The sequence below is a fragment of the Nocardia sp. CDC519 genome, from assembly GCF_059509835.1.
In genome coordinates, this window is record NZ_CM183377.1 from 1,965,401 (window position 1) to 1,981,469 (window position 16,069).

12 protein-coding genes are annotated in these 16,069 nt (G+C 67.3%); 7 read left to right on the forward strand and 5 right to left on the reverse strand.

The features are described from left to right. Window positions 1-9: 9 nt before the first annotated feature. Window positions 10-834, reverse strand: a complete 825-nt coding sequence (gene nadE / locus AC5W7N_RS08790) for an NAD(+) synthase (RefSeq protein WP_163816938.1) — start codon at window positions 832-834, stop codon at window positions 10-12. 6 nt (window positions 835-840) lie between these two features. Then, window positions 841-1,461, reverse strand: coding sequence for a TetR/AcrR family transcriptional regulator (locus tag AC5W7N_RS08795; RefSeq protein WP_228806544.1), 621 nt, complete (start codon window positions 1,459-1,461; stop codon window positions 841-843). Between the two features lie 180 nt (window positions 1,462-1,641). On the opposite strand from AC5W7N_RS08795, the gene AC5W7N_RS08800 reads away from it, so the two are divergent. The 7 genes from AC5W7N_RS08800 (at window position 1,642) to mgtE (ending at window position 12,741) form a co-directional block, all read left to right on the forward strand. Next, a complete protein-coding gene (locus AC5W7N_RS08800; protein ID WP_195019791.1) occupies window positions 1,642-2,211 on the forward strand; it encodes an NAD(P)H-dependent oxidoreductase in 570 nt (189 codons plus the stop codon). Window positions 2,212-2,700: 489 nt separating this feature from the next. Further along, complete coding sequence (locus AC5W7N_RS08805; RefSeq protein ID WP_163816944.1) at window positions 2,701-2,931, forward strand: redoxin NrdH; 231 nt, start codon at window positions 2,701-2,703, stop codon at window positions 2,929-2,931. 40 nt (window positions 2,932-2,971) lie between these two features. Next, entirely contained in the window at window positions 2,972-3,448 is a 477-nt protein-coding gene (gene nrdI / locus AC5W7N_RS08810) for a class Ib ribonucleoside-diphosphate reductase assembly flavoprotein NrdI (protein ID WP_163816946.1), read from the forward strand. A gap of 62 nt (window positions 3,449-3,510) precedes the next feature. After that, window positions 3,511-5,592 (forward strand): class 1b ribonucleoside-diphosphate reductase subunit alpha, encoded by a 2,082-nt coding sequence (gene nrdE, locus AC5W7N_RS08815; protein ID WP_495924061.1) that lies wholly within the window; start codon window positions 3,511-3,513, stop codon window positions 5,590-5,592. Window positions 5,593-6,204: 612 nt separating this feature from the next. Further along, window positions 6,205-6,564 carry a hypothetical protein gene (locus AC5W7N_RS08820; RefSeq protein ID WP_228815128.1) on the forward strand — a complete coding sequence of 120 codons (360 nt, stop codon included), beginning with the start codon at window positions 6,205-6,207 and terminating at the stop codon, window positions 6,562-6,564. Then, window positions 6,557-10,879, forward strand: coding sequence for a type VII secretion protein EccCb (gene eccCb / locus AC5W7N_RS08825; RefSeq protein WP_495923493.1), 4,323 nt, complete (start codon window positions 6,557-6,559; stop codon window positions 10,877-10,879). Before AC5W7N_RS08820 ends, eccCb begins: the two co-directional genes overlap by 8 nt. Window positions 10,880-11,376: 497 nt before the next feature. After that, window positions 11,377-12,741, forward strand: a complete 1,365-nt coding sequence (gene mgtE, locus AC5W7N_RS08830; protein WP_163816198.1) for a magnesium transporter — start codon at window positions 11,377-11,379, stop codon at window positions 12,739-12,741. A gap of 15 nt (window positions 12,742-12,756) precedes the next feature. Here mgtE and AC5W7N_RS08835 read toward each other — a convergent pair whose 3' ends face one another. From AC5W7N_RS08835 to AC5W7N_RS08845, 3 genes are all read right to left on the reverse strand, one after another. Next, complete coding sequence (locus AC5W7N_RS08835; protein ID WP_495923494.1) at window positions 12,757-13,677, reverse strand: hypothetical protein; 921 nt, start codon at window positions 13,675-13,677, stop codon at window positions 12,757-12,759. A 116-nt stretch (window positions 13,678-13,793) separates the two neighbouring features. After that, window positions 13,794-14,756 carry a class 1b ribonucleoside-diphosphate reductase subunit beta gene (nrdF, locus tag AC5W7N_RS08840; RefSeq protein WP_014352279.1) on the reverse strand — a complete coding sequence of 321 codons (963 nt, stop codon included), beginning with the start codon at window positions 14,754-14,756 and terminating at the stop codon, window positions 13,794-13,796. Window positions 14,757-15,050: 294 nt separating this feature from the next. Next, a complete protein-coding gene (locus tag AC5W7N_RS08845; protein WP_495924062.1) occupies window positions 15,051-15,926 on the reverse strand; it encodes a dioxygenase family protein in 876 nt (291 codons plus the stop codon). Between the last annotated feature and the right edge of the window lie 143 nt (window positions 15,927-16,069).

Genomic DNA, 16,069 nt, shown 5'->3' on the forward strand with positions numbered 1-16,069 from the left:
TCGCGCGGCTCAGCGCCACCAGTCGTCGAGCGGGGTGACCGGCACCGTGCGCTTGTGCCGGGTCTTCAGGAAGATGTCCTCCACCCGCTGCGCCACCTCCGCGCTGACCTCTTTGCCCTCGAGGTAGTCGTCGATCTCGCTGTAGCGCAGGCCGAGTGCTTCCTCGTCGGGCAGGGCGGGGCGATCGTCTTCCAGATCGGCGGTCGGCACCTTGGACCAGACCGAGGCCGGTGCGCCGAGCTCCTGGAGCAGCGCCGCGCCCTGACGCTTGGTGAGGCCGGTGAGCGGAGTCAGGTCGACGCCACCGTCACCGAACTTGGTGAAGAAGCCGGTGACCGCCTCGGCCGCGTGGTCGGTGCCCACCACCAGCAGATTCTCCTGACCGGCGATGGCGTACTGGATCACCATCCGTTCCCTGGCCTTGATATTGCCGCGCACGAAATCGCGCAGCTTCGGCACCTGCAATCCCGAGGCGACCTCGGCGGCAACGGCATTGGCGCCGGGGCGCACATTGACCACTACCGACCGCTGCGGCGCGACGAAGTTCATCGCGATCCGCGCATCGGCCTCATCGGCCTGCACGCCGTAGGGCAGCCGCACCGCGATGAAGGTGGCCTCGACACCCTCGGCCAGCAGCTCCTCGGTGGCGAGTTGGCACAGCCGCCCGGCCAGCGCACTGTCCTGGCCGCCGCTGATGCCGAGGACGTATCCCTTCGCCGGTGTGGCGCGCAGATAGTCCTTGAGGAAATCGATCCGGCGCCGGACCTCGGTTTTCGGCTCGATGGACGGCTGGACGCCGAGCTCGGCGATGATCTGTGCACGCAGGTTCCCCATAGCCGCTCACTCTACTGGCGGATGGGGCCCCGCCACACGCCGAACGAGACCTTCCCAGTGATCGCCGATCTGCTCTCTGGTGTAGCCCTGAGCGCGGATCTGGTACAGCACCAGCGCGGCGCTCAGCGCGGCGAGCAGCGCATCGGCCAGCAACGGGATGTCGCCGGGAGTCACCGCCTGCCGCAGCAGCATCGAGACGTGGGTCTTGAGCAGGTTGTAGGGCCGTCCGCCGTACCGTTCGTCGGCCGAGCCCATCTCCGCCGCCCGGTGCAGTTCGCCCTCGACCTCGATGTCGAGCAGTCGCGCCCGCCCGAAGGCCACCAGTCGCTGCACCGGCGGGGCGCCCGGGCCCAGCGGCGGCGGCCCGAACATGAACGCCTCCTGGAACTTGCGTTCGGAATGGTCGAGCAGGGCGAGCATCAGCCCGGTCCGGTTGCCGAAGCGGCGAAAGACCGTGCCTTTGCCGACGCCGGCACGCTTGGCCAGCGCGTCCATGGTGAGTCCGTCGACGCCGTGCTCGCGCACCAGCTGCTGGGCGGCATCGAGCAGGAGCGCACGGTTGCGCGCGGCGTCGGCGCGTTCGGTGGGTTCGCTGATTCCCGGCAGCGGCGCGCCGATGTGGAGCAGCGGTCCGGCATCGCCCGCCCTGGCCGAGGTGTCGGCGGTACCGGGTATGAGGGGTTCGGGCACAGGGGTGTTGTAGCTCACTGGTGGCACGCCTACTTCGGTAGGAATTATTCGGACCACGGTCCGGTTATCAACCCATAGCTTACATCGGCAGTCGCTACCAGTAGACCAGGAGAAGACATGAGCACGACCCGCATCCTCACCCTCGTCGGCAGCCTCCGCGCCGGCTCGATCAATCGCCAGCTCGCCGAGGCCGCGGTGCAGATCGCCCCGGACGACGCCGCGATCTCGATCTACCAGGGCCTGGCCGAGATCCCGTTCTACAACGAGGACCTCGACGTCGAGGGTTCGGTGCCGGCCGCCGCGCAGGCGCTGCGGGCCGCGGCCGCCGAGGCCGACGCCCTGTTGCTGGTCACCCCCGAATACAACGGCACCTTGCCCGCCGTGCTGAAGAACGCCATCGACTGGCTCTCGCGCCCGTACGGCGCCGGTGCCATCAAGGACAAGCCGGTCGCGGTGGTGAGCGCCTCCATCAGCCCCAACGCGGCGCGCTGGGCGCACGGCGACGCGGTCAAGTCCGTCGGCGTCGCGGGCGGGCGGATCGTCGAGACCGCGCATCTGCACTTCGCCACGATCGGCGAGCGGTTCGGCGCCGCGCATCCGCGCGAGGACGCCGAGGCGTTGACCGCCCTGTCGGCCACGATCGCCGAGCTGGTCGGCGCCGCGCGAGACGAGCTCGTCTCGGCCTGATCCCGCGTACCGCCGACGGTGCCGCCCGCTTCCTTCGCCGGATGCGGGCGGCACCGTCGTTTCTGGGTCGCGACGGCCTCATGCGAGGGTGGTGACGATGGGGCGGGATAGGCGCAGGAGGCGCTCGAGGCGCTTGTGACCGACGTGATGCAAGGGTTTGCTGGGGAAGCGCCGAAGTATCGAATTGTGATCTGTGACACGGTCGTGTCGGCTTGCGAATCGACTGTCCAGGGACTTACGGCGACGAAATTTCATTCTTGTGACTCGCAACATGTCGTGTTGTTCCAAAGTGTCGGCCACTAGGTGTAGTGTCTTCGGTACTGGAGCGGGGCAAGCGAGAGCACCTAGCCCGACCCAGTGAGGACCGGCCCGAGCAGGGGATTTCGGGCCAGATCCAGGAGTTTGCGCAGCAACCAGGATCTTGCTGTCACAGGCACTGCATACGGATCACCGGCTGTGGATCAGGCATAGGAGAGAGGGACATCATCAATGACCATCACCGTGTACACCAAGCCCGCTTGCGTCCAGTGCAATGCCACCTACAAGGCCCTCGACAAGGCCGGGGTGGACTACGAAGTCATCGACATCTCCGAGAACGCCGAGGCGCGTGATTACGTCATGGCGCTGGGTTACCTGCAGGCCCCCGTGGTCGTCGCGGGCGACGTGCACTGGTCCGGTTTCCGGCCCGACCGCATCAAGTCGCTGGCCGTCGCGGCCTGATCCGACGCATCCGTCCTTCCGATGTGAGAGGGAGGTGGCCATGTCCGAGTCCTCCGACGCCTCGGACAACGCGCTGGTCTACTTCTCCAGCGCGTCGGAGAACACACATCGTTTCGTCGAGAAGCTGGGTCTCCCGGCGACTCGCATACCACTGCACACCGCCGATTCGCTGCGCGTCGACGAACCCTACGTGCTGATCGTCCCCACCTACGGGGGCGGTCGGCACGTTCTCGGGGGGAGCCGGTCCGATAAGGACTTCGTACCGCGGCAGGTCGCCAAGTTCCTCAACGATCCGCACAACCGCGCCCTGCTGCGCGGAGTCATCGCGGCCGGCAACACGAACTTCGGCGAGACCTTCTGCTATGCGGGAGAGGTGATCTCGCGCAAATGCGGGGTGCCGTACCTGTATCGCTTCGAACTCATGGGAACCGCGGAGGACGTCGAGCGCGTCCGAGAGGGATTGGGATTGTTTTGGCAGCAACAACGACAGCACCGACCGGTAAGACGGCCCGCCTAGAGCAGGCCCCCATCCGGGGCGCGGAGGGCGGCGAGGTACTCGATTACCACGCCCTCAACGCGATGCTGAACCTGTACGGCCCGAACGGCGAGATCCAGTTCGACAAGGACCGTGAGGCCGCCCACCAGTACTTCTTGCAGCACGTCAATCAGAACACCGTCTTCTTCCACAACCTGGACGAGAAGCTGGACTACCTGATCGACGAGAACTACTACGAGCGCGAGGTACTGGACCAGTACAGCCGCGAGTTCATCAAGAGCCTGTTCCAGCAGGCCTACGCCAAGAAGTTCCGGTTCCCGACCTTCCTCGGCGCGTTCAAGTACTACACCTCCTACACCCTCAAGACCTTCGACGGTAAGCGCTACCTGGAGCGGTTCGAGGACCGTGTGTGCATGGTCGCGCTGACGCTGGCCGCAGGCGATGAGCAGCTGGCCCGCGAGCTGGTCGAGGAGATCATCGACGGCCGCTTCCAGCCGGCCACCCCCACCTTCCTCAATTCGGGCAAGAAGCAGCGCGGCGAACCGGTGTCGTGCTTCCTGCTGCGCATCGAGGACAACATGGAGTCCATCGGACGCTCCATCAACTCCGCCCTGCAGCTGTCCAAGCGCGGTGGTGGTGTGGCGTTGCTGCTCAGCAACATCCGTGAGCACGGCGCGCCGATCAAGAAGATCGAGAACCAGTCCTCCGGCGTCATCCCGATCATGAAGCTGCTGGAAGACTCCTTCTCCTACGCCAACCAGCTCGGCGCGCGGCAGGGCGCGGGCGCGGTGTACCTGCACGCGCACCACCCCGACATCTACCGCTTCCTCGACACCAAGCGGGAGAACGCGGACGAGAAGATCCGCATCAAGACCCTCTCGCTCGGCGTGGTGATCCCCGACATCACCTTCGAACTGGCGAAGAAGAACGAGGACATGTACCTGTTCTCGCCGTACGACGTAGAACGCATCTACGGCAAGCCGTTCGCCGATATCGACGTCACCGAGAAGTACTACGAGATGGTCGACGACAAGCGCATCCGCAAGTCGAAGATCAAGGCGCGCGAGTTCTTCCAGACCATCGCCGAGCTGCAGTTCGAGTCGGGCTACCCGTACATCATGTTCGAGGACACGGTGAACCGGGCCAACCCGATCGCGGGCAAGATCACCCACTCCAACCTGTGCTCGGAGATCTTGCAGGTCTCCACGCCGTCGGAGTTCAACGACGATCTGTCCTATTCGAAGGTCGGCAAGGACATCTCCTGCAACCTCGGCTCGCTCAATATCGCCAAGACGATGGACTCGCCGGATTTCGCCAAGACCATCGAGACCGCGATCCGGGCGCTCACGGCGGTCTCGGACCAGACCCACATCTACTCGGTGCCCTCCATCGAGCAGGGCAACAACTCCTCGCACGCGATCGGTCTCGGGCAGATGAACCTGCACGGTTTCCTGGCGCGCGAGCGGATCCACTACGGGTCCGACGAGGGCATCGACTTCACCAACATCTACTTCTACACCGTGGTCTACCACGCGCTGCGGGCGTCGAACCGGATCGCCATCGAGCGCGGTAGCTACTTCGGTGGCTTCCCGGAATCGAAGTACGCCAGCGGCGAGTACTTCGACAAGTACACCGATCAGGTGTGGGAGCCCAAGACCGATCGGGTGCGGCAGCTCTTCGACGAGGCGGGCGTGCGCATCCCCACCCAGGACGATTGGCGTGAGCTGAAGGCCTCGGTCATGGAACACGGCATCTACAACCAGAACCTGCAGGCCGTGCCGCCCACCGGCTCGATCTCCTACATCAACCACTCCACCAGCTCGATCCACCCGGTGGCGTCGAAGATCGAGATCCGCAAGGAAGGCAAGATCGGGCGCGTCTACTACCCGGCGCCCTACATGACCAACGACAACCTCGAGTACTACGAGGACGCCTACGAGATCGGCTACGAGAAGATCATCGACACCTACGCCGCGGCCACCCAGCACGTGGACCAGGGCCTGTCGCTGACGCTGTTCTTCAAGGACACCGCCACCACCCGCGATCTCAACCGGGCCCAGATCTACGCCTGGCGCAAGGGCATCAAGACCTTGTACTACATCCGGCTGCGTCAGATGGCGTTGCAGGGGACCGAAATTGAGAACTGCGTCAGCTGTATGCTATAAGCGCTGCTCGTCGTAGGCGCAGGGCGGGGGTTCTCATGGATAGGCCAGCTCATGGTGTTATCTATGGAGTTCGCCTCTGTGCTGAGTCGAAGCCAATCCCAACTTCGGAAAATTCGGTCACGCGCACCCGCGGTTCGGACACGCGATGCCGGCGGAATCCCGGCAGCGACTATCGGAGATGCGAAAGGGCGCGGGAAATCCGAACTATGGGCGGGCAGCAGGCACTGAGACTCGGGCAAAGATGTCTGCCGTTCGAAAGGGCCGACCGATGCCGTCGCGTAAGCGTAGCGCGCACACGCGGTATCACACGAACATCGGCAGGTTCAAACAGTCTTGTATGTACTGCGTGGAGGATCTGGCGAACCAGAACGCCTCTCGACCGGACGGGTCGGTGAACTCGGCCGTCAGCCCAGGTCCTGAGACGTCGACGTAGGCCCAGCGGCACTGGCATCGGCACCGGCCCGGCTGACCACGGCAGCGGCCGCACCGGCGCGCTCGTCGGTGGCGCGGATCGGTGAACACCGGTCCGCGCCATTTCTTTTGGCGACGTTGTCGGTGGCCGGCGCTATTGTGGTCGCATAGGGAGTGTGTGTGACCAGAGGGGTGGCGGCCGTGGGTGATGTTGTATTCGTGATCGATGGCGGTGGTCGCCGTGGCCCGGACTGGCTCGATCAGGTCACCGGCGAGCTACGCGCCGACCTCGAGGAGATCCGCGGGGTGCGGGTGCGCTCGGTGCCCGTCGCCGTGCCAAAGGGCGCGAAATCCGGTGTGGTCGAACAGATCGGCCAGCTCGCCGTATCCGGCGGTGCGCTCGGCACCGCCGCCTGGGTGGTGCGCGATATCGTGGCCAAATTCATCGACCGGGCGGGGGCACGGTCGATCACCATCAAGAAGGGTGAGGACGAGCTCACCATCACCGCGGCCTCGGCCGAACAGATCGACCGGCTGCTGGATCTGCTCACCGATGAATAGCCCGGCCGGACAACGCATCGCGCTGTTCATCGCCAACGACACCTACCATTTCGACGGGCTGTCGCGGCTCTACGCGCCGGTCTCCGATGCCGAACAACTGCGAGAGTTGTTGCGCGATCCGGAAATCGGCGGCTTCCGGCCCACCGATCTACTGATCAACGAATCCAAGGCCGAAATCGAGCGCAGCATCGAGCGCCTGTTCCGCGGGGCAGGCCCCGACGACGTGGTGCTGCTCTACTTCTCCGGCCACGGCCTGCGCACCCGGCAGAACCTGTACCTGGCCACCAGCAATACCGATCCGCAACTGTTGTCGAGCACGGGGATCTCGGCCACGTTCATCCGGGAGCTCATCAAGGATTCGGCGGCCGCGGCGAAGGTCATCCTGCTCGACTGCTGCTACAGCGGGGCCTTCCTCGGCGCCGACGTGATGAAGTCGACGCCGACCATCGACGACGTCGGCCAGGAGCTCGCCGCCGGTGAGGGCATCTGCGTGCTCACCGCGACCAGTGCGGTGGAAACCGCCGAAGACGGGCGCGGCGGTGCCGATCAATCGGCGCCGCTATCGATCTTCACCGCTGCCATGGTGAAAGGCATCGGCACCGGCCTGGCCGACAACGGCAGCGGCCGCATCAGCGCCCACGACCTGTGGACCTACACCCTCGCCGAAGTGCGCGCCCGCACCAGCAGGCAGACGCCGAACCACTACGGCTTGCTCAAGGACGAGGTGTACATCGCCAAGGTGCGGCGCAGGCATCCCGGTGCGGTCGAGGTGGGCGACCGTGTACAGCTCGGCGGCCTGCTCGGGCGGCTGGAGCAGGACGCGACCCTCGGGCTGCGGGCCGAAGCCTGGTGGGGCACCGGACGATTGAAGGTGCCGGTCGGGCAGGAACGCCGCACCGACGGCGCCGCCGGGGAGACCGTCTGGCTGGACCTCGCGGGCCCCGACGGCAATCTGCTCGTCGTCGGGCGTGCCGGCGCGGGCAAGAGCACGCTGCTGCGCACCCTCACCGGCTCGCTCGCGCTCACCCACGCTCCGGACGAAGCGCAGATCTATGTCCTGGAGTCCAGCAATCGGCTCGGGTCGATGGGCGCGCTACCACATATCGCCGGGGTGGCCGGCGACGACGAACCCGAGCAGGTGCTCTCCCTGCTGCAGACCATCGTCGCCGAGATCCGTTCCCGCAAGAAGATGTACCGCGCCAACAACATCGACTCGCCTGCCAGCCTGCGCGCGGCGCGGTCGGTACTGGTCGGCGGGCCCGCCGCCGATATCTTCCTGCTGCTGGACCGGTGGGGCGATTTCTGCGAGCAGATCCCCGATTTCGCCGCCATCCTGCGCCAAGTGGCCAGCGCCGGCCCCGAATACGGCGTGCACGTGGTGGCGACGGTACGCGATTGGAGCGAGGCGCCGGATTGGCTCGCGGATCTGCTGCCCTCCCATATCGAGCTGCGCCTGCACCGCCCGCACGAATCGCGGATCCACCCGGAGCGGGCCGCCCGCCTGCCCGACGGTCCCGGTTGGGCCCTGTACCGCGGCCGCCCGTTCCGCATCGCCATGCCCGACCTGCGGGAACTGCCGCCGGACAAGATGGTGCTGCCCGATCTGGCCGACGGTGCCGCCGAACTGGTCAGCCGGGTCGCGGCGGCCTGGCCGGCTCGCCGGGCCGACGGCGAGATCCGCCGCCCCTCCTTCGACGGCAACGTCGATTTCGCCGACCTGTTCGGTATCGGCGCAGACGACCGGCTCGACCTCGAAGTGGCCTGGCAGCACCGTTCCAAACACGAGCGGTTGCGCATCCCGATCGGCGTCACCCATCTGGGTGAGACGGTGGAGCTGGATCTGAAACAGGTCGGCGAATCGGGGATGGGTCAGTACGGGCTGGTGGTCGGCGCCGCCGGATCCGGTAAATCGATGCTGCTCAAGGACATCGTGCTCGGTTTGGCCGTCACCCATCCGCCGGACGCGGTGAACTTCCTGCTCGTCGACTTCCGGGGTAGCGAAACCTTCGACGGACTCCAGCCGCTGCCGCACGTCTCGGCCGTGGTGAACGACCTGGCCGCGGAATTGCCGCTGGTGGATCGGCTGATGGCCACCCTCGCCGGTGAGATCGAACGGCGCAGGCAGGTGCTGCGCAGGCACAATTACGCCGATATCGGCGCCTACGATTCCGCCCGCAGGCGCGGCCGCGATCTCGAGCCCCTGCCCGCCCTGGTCCTGGTGATCGACGAGTTCACCGAATTACTCGCCCAGAAACCGGATTTCGGCGACACCCTGGTCGCCATCGCCCGCCGCGGCAGGGCGCTCGGTCTGCATCTACTGCTGTCCTCGGCGCGTCTCGAGGGCTATCGGCTCGGTCCGTTCGAGGCCTACCTGTCCTTCCGGATCGGGTTGCGGATGTTTTCGGCGGCCGAATCGCGCATGGTGCTCGGGGTACCTGACGCCTATGAGTTGCCGAGTACGCCCGGCTTCGCGTACCTGAAAGCCGATGCCGCGGCACCTATCCGATTCAAAACCGCCTATCTGGCGCGGCCGGAGCGGCGCCACGACCAGGATGCCGAGGCGCGCGGTGTGCAACGGACCCTGCTCGATTCGCTGGTATCGCAGGTGCGCGCGGCCGGTGTGCCCGCCCGCCGGATCTGGCTGCCGCCGCTGTCGGAGCCTGCCACCATCGACGAACTGATCACCGATCACCGCTGGGCACCCGGCGGTTTCGGCATGCTGGAACTACCGGTCGGGGTGGTGGACGATCCGTTCGAACAGCTGCAACGTGCCCTGGTGCTGCCGCTGGCCGGCGAAGACGGCAACGTCGCGGTGGTGGGCGGGACGCGCTCGGGCAAATCCACCACCTTGGCCACGATCGTGCTGTCGGCGGCCGCCACCCACACACCCGAGCAGGTGCAGTTCTATGTGCTCGATATCGGTGGCGCACTCGCCGACCTCGAGCAGGTGCCGCATGTGGGTGCGGTGGTCGGGCGCGGCGAGCCGGACCGTATGCGCCGCACCGTCGCCGAAGTCGCCGCGGTGCTGAGCAACCGGCGCCAGCTGTTCCAGGAACTGGGGATCGCCTCGATGGCCGAGTACCGGCGACGGCGCGCGACCACGCCGGATCCGGCGCGGGCGGACGCGTTCGGCGATGTCTTCCTCGTCGTCGACGACTGGGGCTACGCTCGCCGGCACGACGAGGCGCTGGAACAGCATCTGATCGATCTCACCGCCGATGGCCTCGGCTACGGGGTGCACGTCATCGTGTCGGCGGTCCGGTGGGCCCATCTGCGCCCGGTGTTCCGTGAACGTTTCGGCACCAAACTCGAACTGCGCCTCGACGATCCGGGCGAATCGGAGTTCAACAAGAACGACGCGGCGCGCGTGCCAGGAACGCCGGGCCGGGGGCTGGTCCGCGCCGGAACGCGGATCAAGGCCATGATGATCGCGATGCCGCGGCTGGAATCGGGCGCCGAGCTGAGCGCCCCGGCAGGTGATCTGCTGTCCTCCGGTCGGATGCTCGCCCAGCGCTACCCGGGCAGGCGCGCACCCGAGGTGCGGGCGCTGCCGATGCGGGTGGCGCGGGAGAATCTGCTGGCCATCGCCGACGCGGAGGGGATCGAGCAGAGCGCCCGCCATGTGGTGATCGGCCTGCGGGCGACCGACCTCGCCCCCTTGGTGCTGGATTTCGCCAAACAGCCGCATTTCGTGGTCTTCGGCGACGCCGAATCCGGGAAGACGACGCTGCTGGCCAATATCGTCGACGGTCTCGGCCGCGCGGCCACCAAGGACGAGGCGGCGCTGGTCATCATCGATCCCGCGCGCCGGTTGCTGGAGATGTCCTCCGGGCTGCCGCAGGTGGCGCGCTATTCGCCCACACCGCAGACGATCACCGAGGCCGTCGACACCGTCGTGCAGTTCATCGAGAAACGCACCGCAGGCCCGGACGTTTCGCCGCAACAGTTGCGTGACCGCAGCTGGTGGCGGGGGCCGGAACTGTTCGTCATCGTCGACGATTACGAGCGGGTCTGCGCCGCCTCCACCGGCAACCCGCTGGCGCCGCTGGCGGAATTCCTCGCCCAGGGCCACGACATCGGCCTGCACGTGATCATCGCCCGCGCCAGCGCCGGCGCCGCACTCGCCCTGCACGACCCGGTCCTCGGCCGGCTGCGCGACCTCGGCGCCGACGGCCTGGTCCTGAGCGGTTCCCCCGAGGAAGGCGCGCTGCTCGCCAACGTCCGCCCCACCACCCAACCCCCCGGCCGCGGCACCTTCGTCACCCGCTCCCGCCCCCCGGAATTGGTGCAGCTCAGCTACCTGCCGCAGCTGTGAAGGGTGGTCCGCCTCATCCTGGCGGGCCGGCAATCGCGGCCACGCCGAGTAGCCGGGGCTCGACCGAGTCCGCCAGGCCCGGAGTGGCTTCTGGCTGCGTCCGCCCGGCTGCCGGTGCGACGCCCGGCGGGTGTGACGGCGGCGACGCGGGGAGCTGTAGTCCGACACGCCCGGGGTGTGAAACGCCGTGTGACGAACGTGTCGGTGCGCGGGTGGGACAGATGGGATGTATCCTGCACGGGAATGCGTTTGCATAAGAACCGGTGGGCGTCCGCCTGCCGGTAGTGGGGACCGGCCGCGATATGACGCGGCGGCGAATTCCGGAGGAGGTGGTGTTGCGATGCGCAGCGAACCTCCCAGTCGAAGGCCGCGCGGCGCCGCGCCTTCGCGTTCCCGGTAGCAGGTTCTTCCGGCGGTAGCGACTGGCGTGAGCGCCCGCGGTGTGATGTCGATTTCCGATTCACTCGCCAACTCACTGCTGTGCCGAGGACTTTGCCATGTCGCAGACCGAACTGATCCACGAGCGTCCCACGCTGTCGGAATCCCTGCAGGATGTCGTCGAACGCCACCGCGTCGACGCGGCCCTGCACTGGCTCGACACCCACCCACCCCACGTCATCGCCGACGAGATCGCCCGCATGGACGCCGTCGGCGCCGGTGTCGCGTTCCGGCTGCTGGACAAGGACCTCGCGCTGGCGGTGTTCGAAGAGCTGGAGCCGGTCGACCAGCAGCAGATCCTGCAGGGCATGCGGGATCAGAGTTTCCGCGAACTGGTCGAGGCCATGGCGCCCGACGACCGTGCCCGGATGCTGCGCGAGGCACCGGCCAAGGTCGCCAAGAAGGCGTTGGCGGGGCTGAGCCCGCGGGAACGCCGGATGACCGCCGCCCTGCTCGGCTACCCGGAGGGCTCGGTCGGCCGGTATATGACGCCGGAAGTCGTTGCGCTGCCGGGGAATCTGACCGTCGCCGAAGCCTTGCGCACCGTGCAGCTCAAGGGTGCGGGCGCCGAAACCGTCTACACCCTGCCCGTGGTCGACACCGGACGCCGGTTGCGCGGCATCGTGGAACTGCGGGAGCTGGTGCTCAGCAGCCCCGAGACGATGGTGGCCGATCTGGTCGTCACCGAGCCCGCGTTCGTCCGCGCCACCGACTCCGCGGAGAAGGCGGCCCGGTTGATGCGCGAGACCAACGACCTCAACCTGCCCGTCGTCGACAGCGAGGATCGCCTCGTCGGGCTGCTGACCTTCGATGACGCGGTGGAGGTCATCGAGGCCGCCGACACCGAGGACGTCGCCAAGCAGTCCGGTTCGGCGCCGTGGGAAGGCCACTACATGGCGGCGGGGGTCTTCCAGCTGGCCCGGTACCGGGCGCTGTGGCTGCTGCTGTTGCTGCTGGCGGCCACCTTGACCGTCAGCGTGACCGATTTCTTCGAGGGCACCCTCGAACAGGCCGCGCAGCTGGCGCTGTTCATCCCGCTGCTGATCGGAGCGGGTGGCAATGCGGGTGCGCAGGCCGCCACCGCGTGCGTGCGCGCGCTGGCGGTCGGTGAGGTTCGTGGCAGCGATCTGCTGAAGGTGATCTGGCGCGAATGCCGGGTGGGGCTGGTACTCGGGGCCATGCTGGCCGGGGCAGGCGTGGTGATCGGGGCCTTCTTCGTCGGCCCGCGCATCGCGGTGGTCGTCGGCGTCACGCTCATCATCATCTGCGGGTGGGCGGCGACCATCGGCGGCACCATGCCGCTGCTGGCCAAGCGGTTGCGGATCGACCCGGCCGTGGTGTCGGCGCCGATGGTGACCACGCTGGTGGACGCGACCGGCCTGATCATCTACTTCACCACCGCGAAGCTGGTGCTCGGGATCTGAGCCGGACCGCCGCGCTCAGGGCAGCGGGTACATGGTCATCAGCTGGTCGCGGGCCCGCTCGACCTCCGGCTGATTCTTACCGAGCACGGTGATCACGGGCAGTGCGCCGCCGGGCAGCTCCTGGCCCACCGCGAAGGTGTAGCCGATGAATTGGCCGCCGCCGACGCGGCCGACGTAGACGGTGCGGTTGTCCATCGTGACGGTCTGATCGCGGCGGATCTCGTCTTCGGCCTGGTAGCCGTACTCGATGGCGGTGGGCGCGTCGGCGGTGCCGAACCGGCAGGTGTGGGCGGTCTGATAGTCGTGCACGGGCAGTGGGGTGGCGGCGAGCTTCGGCAGCGCCTCGCACGGGTCGGCGCCGGTGAGCACGGTGCGCACCGAATCCGGCGAGGTGCCGTAGCCGGGGCTGCTCGGCAGCTGCTCGATCGCGGTGTCGATCAGCGCGTTGCCGATCGCGCAGGTGTCGACCGGGGTCGGCGCCTCGACGGTCAGCACGATCTGTGCCATCGACGGGAATTCCGCGGTGGCCCAGCACTGTTTCGGCTCCCCGGTGGACCCGAGATCCTCCGGTGAGAGCACCTCGACCTTGACCTCACCGACCCGCCGGGTCTCCTGGACGGTGCTGGCGGCCGGCGCCCACGCCAGCGCCCAGGTGGTGTCGACCGCCGATCCGCCGGCGTCGAGGCGGGCCCGGCAGCCGTTGATCGTCTGCCCACCGACGTGCACCTCGCCGACGGTCCCGTGCTCTTGCAGTGCCGACCGCGGTATCAGGGCGCACGGATCGACCGTGCGGATGCGCTGGAACACCTCGGAGACCTGCGCCTCGGAGACGGCGGGGGTGAACCAGATCTCATCGACCGGACTCGACGCGCTCTGCTGCTGACAGCCGACGCCGCCGATCACTACTGCGGCAACGATGGCCAGGCGACGCAACAACGAAACTCCCTCGGGTGGGCGCCGACCCACCGAGGGGGACCGGTCTTCGGACAAAATAACTCGAGCCCGACGCCACGATCGAATCGTGGACGCCGGGCTCGAGCAGACCGCCGGTTCTAGAACTCCCAGTCTTCGTCTTCGGTGTTGACGGCCTTGCCGATGACGTAGCTGGACCCGGATCCGGAGAAGAAGTCGTGGTTCTCGTCGGCGTTGGGCGAGAGCGCCGACAGGATGGCCGGATTGACTTCGGTTTCGTCCTTGGGGAACAGGCCCTCGTAGCCGAGGTTCATCAGCGCCTTGTTGGCGTTGTAGCGCAGGAACTTCTTGACGTCTTCGGTGAGGCCCACCTCGTCGTAGAGATCCTGGGTGTATTCGACCTCGTTGTCGTAGAGCTCGAACAGCAGCTCGAAGGTGTAGTTCTTGAGCTCGTCGCGTTCGGCCTGGGTGACCTGCTCGAGGCCCTTCTGGTACTTGTAGCCGATGTAGTAGCCGTGCACCGCCTCGTCGCGGATGATCAGCCGGATCATATCGGCGGTGTTGGTGAGCTTGGCCCGCGATGACCAGTGCATCGGCAGGTAGAAGCCGGAGTAGAACAGGAAGCTCTCCAGCAGGGTTGAGGCCACCTTGCGCTTGAGCGGCTCGTCGCCGCGGTAGTAGTCGAGCACGATCTCGGCCTTGCGCTGGAGGTTGCGGTTCTCCTCCGACCAGCGGAAGGCGTCGTCGATCTCGCGGGTGGAGCACAGCGTGGAGAAGATCGAGCTGTAGCTCTTCGCGTGCACCGATTCCATGAACGCGATGTTGGTGAGCACCGCCTCCTCGTGCGGGGTGAGCGCGTCGGGGATCAGGCTCACCGCGCCGACGGTGCCCTGGATGGTGTCGAGCAGCGTGAGGCCGGTGAAGACCCGCATGGTCAGCTGCTTCTCGTCGGCGGTCAGGGTGTTCCACGACGGGATGTCGTTGGACACCGGCACCTTCTCCGGCAGCCAGAAGTTGCCGGTCAGCCGGTCCCAGACCTCGGCATCCTTCTCGTCGGGCACCCGATTCCAGTTGATGGCCGACACCCGATCGATCAGTTTCATCCTGCCTCCACGCCTTTCCCGCGCACATCCGAGCACGCTGCTGTCACGGAATTCCCTACACCCAGAACACTACTCCTTGTGGGTGACAACTCCGGACAACACAACACCTTGTGTCGAGCGGCCATCCTCACCGGCCAGGTGGGGAGCTGTGGCGGCCGCTGCCGTGCGCCCCATTGTCCGCCATCGCCGGGCCGGGGCGTGCATCGGTGCCGGGTGCGTCGCGCGCGATCGCGGAGTATTTGCCAGACCCGCAGGTGGGGCGCCTCGGGCGGCCGGGGACCGGGGCGGGATCGCTCAGTTGCCGGGCTGCGGGCGGGTGCCGCCGGGCGGTGGCCCCGGCGGGCGGCCGTTGCTCGCGCCCGGTGGCATCCCGCCGGGGGCGCCGCCGTCGGGGGAGGTGTTGGCCGATTTTTCCGCGACGCCGATGGTGAGGGTGGCGGTGAGGCCGGCGGCGGGGGAGCCGGTGACGTCGGCGAGCTCGGCGTCCCAGCCGTCGCCGAAGACCATGTCCGAATCAAGCGATACCGCCGACAGATTCGGGATGCTCGCCGAATAGCCGGAGTCGTAGGCGTAGACGGCTTCACAGACGTCCTCGGGCAGTGCGATCTGTGAGGTGAGGCGGGCGTTGTCGCCGGCGACCGCGGCTTCGAGGGAGTCGTAGACCTCGAAATGCAGGTGCGGCCAGCGGCCGTCGTAGCAGGCCGGGAAGATCGAGGCGAAGGTGATCTTGCCCGCACTGTCGGCGATCTGGACTCCGCGCAGATAGTTCTGTTCGGTGACGCCGTCGCTGTAGAGCGAATAGCGGCCTTCCCGGTCGCACTGCCACAGATACAGCGCCATGCCCGCGCCGAGGGTCCCGGCGGCCAGATCGTGCAGGGTGAGGTCGATGGTGAGCGGCACACCCTCCGCCACACCGGTGTAGGCGCCGAAGCTGCCGGTGATATCGGAGCGGACGACACCGGATTCGATCAGCACGTTCGGGCCATTGGAACCGTCGCCGGGGTAGGGGCCGGCGGTTTCGGCGGGTGCGGCGACGGGCGTCTCGGTCGACGCCGCCGTGCTCGTCGTCACGGCCTCGGCGCCGTCGTCGCTCGCGCACCCGGCTGCCACCGCGGCAGCCCCCGCGGCGCCCGCCGCACCGAACATCCACAGCGCCCGTCGACGCGACATCACCCGCAGATCGTGCGCGAGCCCCCGATCGTGCTCGTGTTCGCCGCCGCGCCTGTGCTGTCTGCCCACGAGATGTCCTTCCCTCGATCCACGTTGTCGCTTTCGACGCTATGGCTGCCGGCTCCGGCCGGGCTGGGCATTCG

Bases quoted from the DNA above. Each gene is read 5' to 3' on its own strand.
- nadE (WP_163816938.1), bottom strand. From the start codon at position 834: ATGGGGAACCTGCGTGCACAGATCATCGCCGAGCTCGGCGTCCAGCCG.
- AC5W7N_RS08800 (WP_195019791.1), top strand. From the start codon at position 1,642: ATGAGCACGACCCGCATCCTCACCCTCGTCGGCAGCCTCCGCGCCGGC.
- AC5W7N_RS08805 (WP_163816944.1), top strand. From the start codon at position 2,701: ATGACCATCACCGTGTACACCAAGCCCGCTTGCGTCCAGTGCAATGCC.
- nrdI (WP_163816946.1), top strand. From the start codon at position 2,972: ATGTCCGAGTCCTCCGACGCCTCGGACAACGCGCTGGTCTACTTCTCC.
- nrdE (WP_495924061.1), top strand. From the start codon at position 3,511: ATGCTGAACCTGTACGGCCCGAACGGCGAGATCCAGTTCGACAAGGAC.
- eccCb (WP_495923493.1), top strand. From the start codon at position 6,557: ATGAATAGCCCGGCCGGACAACGCATCGCGCTGTTCATCGCCAACGAC.
- mgtE (WP_163816198.1), top strand. From the start codon at position 11,377: ATGTCGCAGACCGAACTGATCCACGAGCGTCCCACGCTGTCGGAATCC.
- nrdF (WP_014352279.1), bottom strand. From the start codon at position 14,756: ATGAAACTGATCGATCGGGTGTCGGCCATCAACTGGAATCGGGTGCCC.
- AC5W7N_RS08845 (WP_495924062.1), bottom strand. From the start codon at position 15,926: ATGTCGCGTCGACGGGCGCTGTGGATGTTCGGTGCGGCGGGCGCCGCG.